This is a genomic window from Microcoleus sp. AT8-A3 (genome assembly GCF_036705675.1).
Lineage (GTDB): Bacteria > Cyanobacteriota > Cyanobacteriia > Cyanobacteriales > Microcoleaceae > Microcoleus.
Genome location: NZ_JAUBVD010000108.1, coordinates 1 through 10,214, shown reverse-complemented (window position 1 = coordinate 10,214; position 10,214 = coordinate 1). Strand labels below are relative to the sequence as shown.

The following is a 10,214-nucleotide window of genomic DNA, read 5'->3' as shown; positions in this document are numbered from 1 at the left end:
TCGCTTTAAATTCAGTTCCAATTCTAGTTGTTAACATTTCTTTACTTACCTTTGTTTTTTTATACCGACCTACTTAAAATCCTGACAGCAACCTCGACAAAATTTGTGAACTTCCCTTTTCTCTTCCTTCGCGCCCGTGGAACAGGCGTCTCGCCTGTGAATTTTCGCAGTTCGTTAAAATTGCTATATTAGTAAAACAACCTCAAATCAAACCAAACAGTCCCAAAACAACATACCCGAATCATGTCTGACACCCAACCCCTAACTATCACCCTTCCCCCTTTGCGGATTACCCTAACAGAACAACAGCAAGTTAACCTAGAATGGCTGACACAAAACTTGCCCAATCTACTCACCCCAAGCAAACAAGAACTTCCCGACAATATGAAACAGTGGGTGGCGGCTAACAAATTATTAAATCAACCCGATGCAGAAATCATTCAAGGACTAATAAATACCGGCATAGATGCGGAAACAGCCACCGCAGAAGTTAGGGAAATCTCCTCTCATCCCTACTTTCAAGCAGGCAGTCAGTACGTGCAGTTATTGCAGAAATTAGAATCGCATCTCAGGATTAGCAATCAATTAGCTGCATTGTCTTCCAAGTTTGGCACAATCGAACGCAAAAGCAGTCTTTCCAGAGAGTATTTTCTCGAAAATTACTACGCCAAAAATACTCCAGTAATTATTACCAATATCATGCACAACTGGAAAGCGTTGCAGTTGTGGACGCCGGAGTATTTGCAAGAAAAATATGGCGATGCAGAGGTACAAATTCAAGCCAACCGCAATTCCGACCCGAATTACGAAATCAAGATAGAAAATCACAAAAAAATTGTTTTGTTCCGCAAATATGTAGACATGGTGGTCAAGGGCGGGCCTAGCAACGACTACTACATGGTTGCTAACAACCAAACTCTTGAAAGAGAGGAATTTAAACCGCTATTTAACGACATTGAAATTTTTCCCGAATACCTCAATCCAACGGATACAAAAGGCAGAGTTTTCTTTTGGTTCGGGCCGAAAGGCACGATTACACCGCTACACCACGACCCAGTTAATTTAATTTTAGCGCAAGTGTCTGGTCGCAAACTAATTAAATTGATTTCTCCGCAACAAACACCTCTGCTTTACAATCACGTCGGAGTTTTCAGCAAGGTTGATGGCGAAAATCCAGATTATGACAAATACCCGCTTTACAGAGATGCGAAAATTATTGAAGTGATTTTGGAACCGGGAGAAGCTATCTTTATTCCTGTCGGTTGGTGGCACCATGTAAAATCATTGGAAGTGAGTATTTCGGTTTCGTTTACTAATTTTGTGTTTCCTAATTATTATGAATGGAAATATCCTCATATTAATTGGTAATTGCTAATGTATGGTTCCCAGGGGCGGGCACGGGGGCACCGCCCCTACAGAAATCGGCGTTTATCTGCGGTTCAAAAAAAAAGAAATTCATGAAAACTCTCGAAGAAATCAGCGAAATTTCACGATCGATCGCCTGGAGTGCATCAGATATCCTACAATCCTATTATCGCCAGGATTCCAACACTCCTAACCTCGACATCCAAGAAAAAAAAGATGGCCCCGTCACCGCCGCCGATGTCGCTGTCAACTCTTACATTCTCGACGGATTGCAGTCGGCTTTAGGGAATGCAGAATTTGGCTATCTCAGCGAAGAAACTTACAAATCTTATTTAGAAAAAAACGGTCAAATTCCCTTACCTCAAAGTTGGGTTTGGATTATTGACCCTTTGGATGGAACGCGAGATTTTATTGACAGGACAGGTGAATTTGCTGTTCACATTGCTTTAGCCTTCGAGGGAAGACCGGTATTGGCAGTTGTGGCCTGGCCGCAACAGCAAAAGATTTATTACGCAATCCGCGATGCGGGCGCTTTTATGGAAAGTCGGGCCGGTTCTGCGGTCAAGTTGCAGGTTTCGGCGCGAAATATAGTGGCAGATTTATCTATAGTAACTAGCCGCAGTCACCGGGGCGATCGCTTTAATCAATTGTTACAAAAACTGCCATGTCAGAATCAAATAGCTGTCGGTAGCATTGGCTGTAAAATTGCGACAATTGTCGAACAAAAGGCTGATGTTTATATTGCGCTTTCGGGAAAGTCGGCACCGAAAGATTGGGATTTAGCTGCACCGGAATTAATTTTGACTGAAGCGGGCGGTCAATTTACTCGTTTTGACGGTTCTGCTTTGCAATATAACCGGGGAGATGTGAGTCAGTGGGGGGGATTGTTGGCGAGTAATGGTTGCTGTCACGCTGCTTTGTGCGGGCAAGCTGAGGAGATTTTAGCAGGGATAGATGGGGGTTTGAAGTAAGTCCGCGCGTGCGAAGCTATCCCGTAGGGAATCGCCCGTAAAGATGGTAACGAATCAGTTTTAGGGGCGGGTTTACGAGAAATAATTGCTTAAAACCAATTATCTAGTAAACCCGCCCCCACTTTTGCCCGAAAGTCCGCTAGGGCTTGAAATGAACGGCCAAACCTGAGCGCAGATATCTATCAAAAATCCCGCTCTTAATATTTCAGTATAATGACACTTGCTATTAAAGAGTTTTTGTGTTATGTCATCCACCTCGCTCTGGCTAATCCGTAATATTACTTAATAAAATCACCCAACTTTATCAAAACTTTAATTAAAAAGCTGTTTATAAAGAAAAATTTACATAGATGTTTGGAAAAATGAGTTAGGGTTACTACAACATTGACAAATAGTTTCGCATACCCGTCGCGAAACAGGGAAATCATTGTCTTTTTTTAACCCCCAGTAGGTGTATTATGCCAATTTTAAATAATCAAGTTTCACCAAGTGCGATCGCCTTTATCGATCGTCAAGTTGAAAATTATCAAAGTTTGATGGCCGGGGTAAAACCGGGTACGGAAGTAGTCGTTTTGGATGGGAATAAAGATGCGATCGACCAAATTACTCAAATTTTAGCTCTTCGTACCAATATTGACAGCATTCACATAGTTTCTCACGGTGCTCCCGGCAGCTTGCAATTGGGTAATGGCTGCTTGAGTGCAGATAATGTGGAAACTTATTCCGAGAAATTGCAGCAGTGGCGGAGTGCTTTAACTGTTGATGCGGACATTCTGATTTACGGTTGCAATGTCGCATCAGCCTCTGGCGCTTCTGGGAAAGTCCGCCAGGGAATGAATTCCCTGGCTCAAAGCTCAAGTCGGTTGAAACCGACTGGAAACAAGGCGGCTATTGAGTCCCTGAGCGAGGACTTTCGCTATGAGACGGGGGTTGAAACGAACGGCGGTATCGGGGAACAAGCGAGAGATTTAGATATAGACGGTTTCGCCTTCCTTCAACGAATTGCCCAACTCACAAATACAAACGTTGCGGCTTCCCAAAACCTCACCGGAAGTGTAGCAAAGGGCGGCGACTGGGAACTGGAAGTCAGAACCGGTTCAATAGAAACGCCACTCGTATTTGAAGCCGAAGTATTAGCGGGTTACGAGTATGTTTTGAATAGTTTTGGTGCTGCGAGTAATTTTCCGGTAGGTTCAGATCCTGTCTTCGTCGATGTCGGAGATTTTAACGGCGACGGAATAAAGGACTTAGCTGTGACTAACAGTGGCGCTTCCACCAGCCTTAACGGTACTGGCACATCAATTCTGTTAGGAAATGGCACGGGTAGCTTTGGCGCCGCTACTCTGTTGCCACAGGGGAGAAATGCCCTCGCTGTTGCTAAATTTAATACAGATGTCTATGACGACTTGGTTGTAGATAATGGCAATGGTTCTGTATCAATGTTTTTTGGGAGTAGCAGTGGCTTGGGTTCTCCTGTGAATGTATCTTTGAACCCAACGAGTAATGCTAATTACATTGCTGCGAGCGATTTTAATGATGACGGTCGGCAAGATTTAGCTGTAGCGACTAATCGCGCCACAGGTGTCCCCAGTACTAATGGTGTAGTCTCAATTCTATTGCAGAATATTGATGGCACTTTTGGGACGCCTCAAAACTTTTTGGTAGGACAATTACCTCAATCTATTGCCGTCGATGACTTTGGCTACGGCACAAACGACTTGGCTGTGACCAGCTACAATACTGGTTCTAACAGCGTCTCAATTCTGATGGCGAATGGCACTGGGAGTTTTAGAGATGCCGCCAACTTTACAGTGGGGTCGCGACCATATTCTATGGCTGTGGGGAACTTTAACAGCGACTCCTTCCCCGACTTGGCTGTGGCGAATATTGATTCTAACAGCATCTCAATTCTGCTGGGAAGAGGTATTGGGGCCTTTACTACTACAGAAATTCCAGTGGGTTCGAGTCCCACTTTTGTCACCACTGCGGATCTAAACGGCGACTCCAAGCAAGATTTGGTTATAGCTAAAAATGGCTTGAATAAGGTTTCAGCTTTGTTGGGAAATGGCGACGGCACATTTACCCAGACTGCTGATTTAGATGCGGGCTCTGGTCCTACTGCTGTTAGTGCGAAAGATTTGAACGGGGATGGTTGGCCCGATTTAGCGGTGACAAACCTTGGTTCAGATAACGTTTCGGTGCTGCTGAATACACCCAATACAGTTAATTTCGGGGCTGCAACTTACAGCGACACTGAAGGAGCAACAGACACAGTAGTTAATATTCCTGTCACTCTCAGTGGCGGCACACCCTTGGGCGATGTCGTTGTACCAATTGTCATCGACCCCAGCAGCAGTGCCACCCAAAATTCCGACTACACCTTTTCCCCTACCTCGATAATTTTCCCCGCAGGTGCAACAGGTGACGCACTCACTCAGAATGTTGCATTTACTATCAAACCCGACAACATAGTTGAAAACGCCGAAACCGCAATCCTCAACTTGGGCACAATCACCGGAGGCATTGCCGGTACAACCAAACAAACCACACTAACTATTGCAGCAAACGATCAGCCTTCAAGCTTGAGTTCGTACCAAATCGACCTCAAAACAGGCACAATTACCGGTGGGGCAAACCAGTTTATTTCTCTAGTAAATACCCCGACAGACTCAAACGCAGATAGTTGGTTAGAAGCCGTAGCCAAAATCAATTTTGACGGCAAAATCAAAAAAGCGAAATTTATCGTTGAATACGACAAAACTCCGTCAGGATGGACGGTAAATATCGGCGACTCTGCGTCAAACGGCGGCTATGGAGGGGATGGCAGCACTCAAAGCCGCGATGCCGAGATGCAGATTGTTAACGCAAATATGAGCGTTAACGGCAATGACTACAATACACCCCCTGGCGGATTCCTTACCCCAGGAAATGTGCCTAACTTGGTCACCAACGGTTCCCGTGTCGAGTTTGAAGTCAGTAATGAACAACTTGGGTGGGATAACAAAAGCGGGCTAAAAAATAGCCTGAATTCGCCGTATCTTTATGCTCTCAACGGTCAACCTGATGATGGCGGGCCAGTCAATTCGGAGATTTACGCCGGATTTAACAGGGTGATTTCCGGGCCAGGCGATCGCATCGGATCGGGTGCTAGCAAGGTGACAATTCTGCTTAATCCGATCGACTACGCGATTAGTGCTGGTGTTGCAACCGTTACAGAAGGCAATGAAGGCAAAACTGCTGCCACTTTTACTGTTACCCGCAGCGGTAGCACTGAGTTGGCGAGCACAGTAGATTATGCGATCGCAGGTACTGCTACAAACGTCAGCGATTACAACAACATCGGCGGCACATCCGGTGCAACTGCTGCGACTGGTACGATTAATTTTGCAGCGGGCGAGACATCGAAAACCATTACTCTCGATGTTTTAGGCGATGCGGCGATCGAAGCCAATGAAACCCTTGAGGTTACGCTGTCAAAGCCCTCGGTATTAGATTCTACACCGACAATTACCACTGCTACCGCTACCACAACTATTACTAATGATGATGTAGCGCCACCGACACCGACGCCAACGCCGACACCAACGCCAACGCCAGTCACGCCGACACCGACGCCAACGCCAACGCCGACACCGACGCCAGTCACGCCGACACCAACGCCGACAACTGATACTCCAACTCCGACACCGACAACTGATACTCCAACTCCGACGCCAGTCACGCCGACACCAACGCCGACAACTGATACTCCAACTCCGACGCCGACGCCAGTCACGCCGACACCGACGCCGACAACTGATACTCCAACTCCAACACCGACAACTGATACTCCAACTCCGACACCGACGCCAGTCACGCCAACGCCGACGCCGACAACTGGTACTCCGACGCCGACGCCGACAACTGATACTCCGACACCAACGCCGACAACTGATACTCCGACGCCAACGCCGACAACTGGCACTCCGACACCAACGCCGACAACTGATACTCCGACACCAACGCCGACAACCGGTACTCCGACACCAACGCCGACAACTGATACTCCAACTCCGACACCGACAACTGATACTCCGACGCCGACAACTGGTACTCCGACGCCAACACCGACACCACCGACACCTGTTGATACCATCGACACACAGAAGAATTGGTGCGGCGTAGAAGCTGGATTGGATAAACTTGAGAAAATTCTTGACGACCAATTACAGGCAGTTAACCTACCCATTGTCGGCCCGCTCAAGGACATTTCCCCAGATTTTATTGGCAACTTCAAGACTAAGTTAGTCGATACAATTAAAAATCATGGAAATCAAAGTCTGAGTCAGTTAGAAAGTAGCCTCCGCACTGCACTTGGCTCGACTTTCAATGTTGCTCTAACTGGGACTTCTAGTGCTAATGAAAGTACCTTGCTAATTACTCTTGGCAAGCAATATCAGTTTCCCGATCTCAATCTCTCTAAAAACTTAGGAGTGCCGGCATTAAGCTTAGATGTAGATGGAAAAGCAAAATCAAAATACAACTTCAACTTGTCCCTGGGAGTTGGTGTTAGTAAAGATTTCGGCTGCTACATAGATACTGAAAAAACTAAGTTAACCGCCAACATTGACTTGAGCCTAAATGACCAATTCAAGGCAAAAGGCAACTTAGGTTTTTTCCAAGTTGACCTGGCTAACGATACCAACAACCCTACTAAAGTCGATGCCAACCTTGAAGTCAAGCTCAATGACTTAGACAATCTGGCAGGCCCGAATGATGGATCTCGCCTCACCTTGCCAGAACTGCAAGGCAACTATCAGTTTAAAGACTTATTCAATGCCAACTTAACGAGCAATGCTAATCTCGGTCTCACAGCAAAAACCAGCATCAACGGCAATGCTGCATTCCCCTCCTATAACTTCGACTTAGCAGTTAATTGGCCCATCCTAAATTACGCTAACGGTCAATTAACCGGGCCGCAAAAACCCACCGTTGCATTTAACAATATGCAACTTGATTTGGGGACATTTGTCAATAATTTTGCCAAACCAGTTATCGGTAAAATTTCCGATGTTATTAAACCATTTCGGCCAGTTATCAACTTCCTCAATGCCGACACCAAGTTACTGTCTAAACTAGGTCTGGCTGGGCAATTTGATAAAAATGGGGATGGCAAAGTCAGCGTACTAGAACTGGCAGCAAAAATCTCTGGTCGCGATATCGATACTCGCTTTTTAGATGCGGTTGCCAAGGTTGATAAAGTTGTTGATTTGGCAAACCAAATAGCGAATTCTCCCGATAAAATCGATTTGGGTTCTTACACTCTGGGGAATGTAGATGTTGTCGATAACAGTGCGAATCTTCAGAATGCTTCCCCGATCCCAACGACTGCTGTACAGCAAACAGCCAACCAACAAATTAACTCCAAAACAAGCGGCAAGGTCAAGGAGTTCTTAAATGCCTTAAAAGATATTGATGGCTTTGATATCCCACTCTTGACCAAACCAGAAACCGCGATTCAATTGCTGATAGGTAAACCGGATGTTCCGATTTTAAGCTACCAGATGCCTAAACTGGGTTTTGACTTTAATATTGAGAAAAAGTTTCCAATCTGGGGGCCGATCAAGGGTTTACTGGAAGGCAAGTTTAGTGCTTCAGCTCATCTAGGATTTGGGTACGATACCTACGGATTAAGCGAGTGGAAAAACTCGAATTTTGCTGCGGGTTCTGCTGACAAACTTTTGGATGGATTTTATGTGAGCGATCGCGAAAATGCTGACGGCACAGGACGAGATGTTGACGAACTCAGGCTTGACGCTAGTATTGCCGTGGGTGCTGGGATAGATGTTGGCATTGCCGAGGGCTATGTCAAAGGTGGAATTCAAGGAAAAGTCGGCATTGACTTAATAGATATCGGAGAATTCCAACCGAAACAAGGTGGCGACGGCAAAATCCGAACATCGGAAATTACTTCCCGCATCAGCAAACCCTCGGAACTGTTTGATGTAACAGGACAAGTTAATGCTTTCTTGGGTGCTCAAGTTAAGTCCATTTCAGTCAAATTCTGTGATAAAAGTTTCAAAGTATTTGGGAAGCGCTTCAGTATATCTTATCCTTGTGGATTAGATTACAAAACAGTCTACGATAATAACTTTGCCACATTTGAGTTAGCTAAGTTTAGTTTGGGGCCGAGTTCTAGCACTAGGGGCAGAGCAATTAACGGTTACATGGCCGGCGCGACAGTCTTCTTCGATGCCGACTTTAATGGAGTTCAGGATGACAACGAACCCTTCTCAATTACTAACGCAGATGGCAGCTTTGACTTAGATGTCTCTCTTGACCAATTCGACAAAAATAATAGCGGCGACCTCGAACCGGATGAAGGCAAAATTGTACTCATAGACGGCATCAATACCTCTACTTATTTGCCGCAGCAAACGCCCCTATTTGCCACACCAGATGCTACAGTAGTTACTCCGTTAACTACTCTACTGACCGAGTTAGTCGAGCAAGGTACTGACCCTAATCAAGCGCAAATTCAGGTAAAAGCTGCACTGGGAGTGTCGTCAGGAATTGACTTGACTAGCTACGACCCGCTAGAGGCAATTACTCAAAACGACCCGAACGGTTTGGCGGTTTATGCAGCACACGCTCAGGTACAAAATACCATTGTTTTAGTCACCGATTTAATTAGCGGTGCTTCAAATACCGCGAAAAATGAGATTGCCTCTAGCGTAATTTCCGCCGTTGCCAATCAAATTCAATCTGGCACTCTCGATTTAAGCAATTCCACACAATTGCAAGCGATTATTCAGTCGGCGACGAGTCAACTGCAAGCACCGCAACTCTCTAGTATTGCTTCGGATGCTGCCCAAATTATTGCAGAGGGAAATCAGCGAATAGGTGCGATCGCCTCCAGTAATTCCTCGCCCTCAGATGCCGCGACAGAAATCGCCCGCATACAAAAAGTCGCACAAGGAGAAGTAGCCCAAGATTTACTGCAAGTTGCAGCCGGAAATAAGACGATTCAGTCGGCGATTTCCGAAAATACTGGTGCATCTCTAAATACCAAAATTCAGTCGGCGACAGCTAACAATCCAACAGTCCGCAATACTTTAGATACTGATGACTCCAGTACACCATCTACACCCGAAGAACCATTCCCAGAAAGCGGTATTGAATTCGTTAAAGATGGGGAAAATACTACCGAAAGCACAGATGGCGATGATACCATTATGGGAAGTGCTAGCGATGATATATTGCGCGGTAGAAAAGGAAATGACTTGCTGTTTAGCCTTGATGGCAATGATTGGATGAATGGCAATCAAGGCAACGACGTAACAGATGGTGGAATTGGGGACGATACGCTTTACGGCGGAAAGGGTTTTGATACTTTGACTGGTGGTGCCGGCAATGACTTCCTTTCTGGCAATCGAGGTGAAGATATCCTAATTGGTGAAAAGGGCGACGATACCCTCTACGGCGGTCAAGGCAATGATATTCTGCTAGGAGGTCAGGGTAACGATTTCCTCAGTGGCGATTTGGGCGATGATACCTTAGTAGGGGATGTAGGGAGCGATCGCTTCTTATTATCTACCAATTCGGGTATTGATACTGTTGCTGACTTTGAAGTCGGTCAAGACTTGTTAGTATTGGGTAACGGGCTGACTTTCTCGCAATTGGCCATTGTCCAAGATAGCGATGCAACATTAATCCGGTTTGCACAAACAGGGGAGATTTTGGCTTCTCTGGCCGGAGTTTCTGCTAGCAGTATTAGTGCCGTTAATTTCGCATTGATTTGAGAAAGATGTGGGTTTAAGCACTTAGGAATGAGAATTAAATAACTTCCACTCTTGAAAGTGGGATGGGCGTCCCGCCCGTCATGAGTGGACGGGCGGG

At 45.8% G+C, this 10,214-nt stretch carries 3 protein-coding genes; all 3 read left to right on the top strand.

What is annotated here, in order from left to right; all coding sequences use genetic code 11:
- The first annotated feature begins 243 nt into the window (after positions 1–243).
- The 3 genes from QUB51_RS29585 (at position 244) to QUB51_RS30550 (ending at position 10,117) form a co-directional block, all read left to right on the top strand.
- Positions 244–1,368: a cupin-like domain-containing protein gene (locus tag QUB51_RS29585; protein WP_333055165.1), complete on the top strand. Its 1,125-nt coding sequence runs from the start codon at positions 244–246 to the stop codon at positions 1,366–1,368.
- Positions 1,369–1,457: 89 nt separating this feature from the next.
- On the top strand, positions 1,458–2,336 hold the full coding sequence (locus tag QUB51_RS29580) for an inositol monophosphatase family protein (RefSeq protein ID WP_333210641.1): 879 nt from the start codon (positions 1,458–1,460) through the stop codon (positions 2,334–2,336).
- A gap of 458 nt (positions 2,337–2,794) precedes the next feature.
- Complete coding sequence (locus QUB51_RS30550; RefSeq protein ID WP_333298323.1) at positions 2,795–10,117, top strand: DUF4347 domain-containing protein; 7,323 nt, start codon at positions 2,795–2,797, stop codon at positions 10,115–10,117.
- Positions 10,118–10,214: the final 97 nt, after the last annotated feature.